This is a genomic window from Nocardia arizonensis, from assembly GCF_001310275.1.
GTDB classification, from domain to species: Bacteria; Actinomycetota; Actinomycetes; order Mycobacteriales; family Mycobacteriaceae; genus Nocardia; species Nocardia arizonensis.
Genome location: NZ_LGYZ01000058.1, coordinates 1 through 665 on the forward strand (window position 1 = coordinate 1; position 665 = coordinate 665).

The 665-nt window shown below is 60.9% G+C and carries 1 protein-coding gene; it reads left to right on the top strand.

Annotated features, from left to right (window positions below; genetic code table 11):
• Positions 1 to 633, top strand: a 633-nt coding sequence (locus tag APZ21_RS11185; RefSeq protein ID WP_156370979.1) for a DDE-type integrase/transposase/recombinase, incomplete at its 5' end; no start/stop codon positions are given.
• Positions 634 to 665: the final 32 nt, after the last annotated feature.

The window sequence follows — 665 nt, forward strand, 5'->3', positions numbered from 1 at the left end:
TGGGATATCACGAAACTGCGTGGCCCGGTGAAGTGGTCCTACTACTACCTGTATGTGGTGATCGACATCTTCTCCCGCTACGTGGTCGGCTGGATGATCGCCGAGCGGGAATCGGCCACGCTGGCCGAGAAGCTGCTCGCCGACACCATCGCCAAGCACGGCATCGACCGCGACCGGTTGACCGTCCACGCCGACAACGGATCATCGATGGCCTCCAAACCGGTGGCGTTCCTGCTCGCCGATCTCGGTGTCACCAAGACACATTCGCGCCCGCATACCTCAAATGACAACCCCTACAGTGAATCCCAGTTCAAAACGATGAAGTACCGGCCCGATTTCCCCGAACGGTTCGGCAGTATCGAAGACGCCCGAGCACACGCGAGGTCCTTCTTCACCTGGTACAACACCGAGCACTACCATTCCGGCATCGCTTGGCACCACCCCGTCGACGTGCACTACGGCCGAGCCGAATCCCAGCGCGGTGCCCGCGCCCACGTGCTCACCGACGCCTACCAACGCCACCCAGAACGGTTCGTGCGCAAACACCCCGAACCACCGGCGCTACCCACCGCCGCGTGGATCAACAAACCCGACGACGAACAGGAACAACCGGTTGATTCAATGAACCACTGAACAACCCGCCCCACAAAGGTTGACATCTTCCG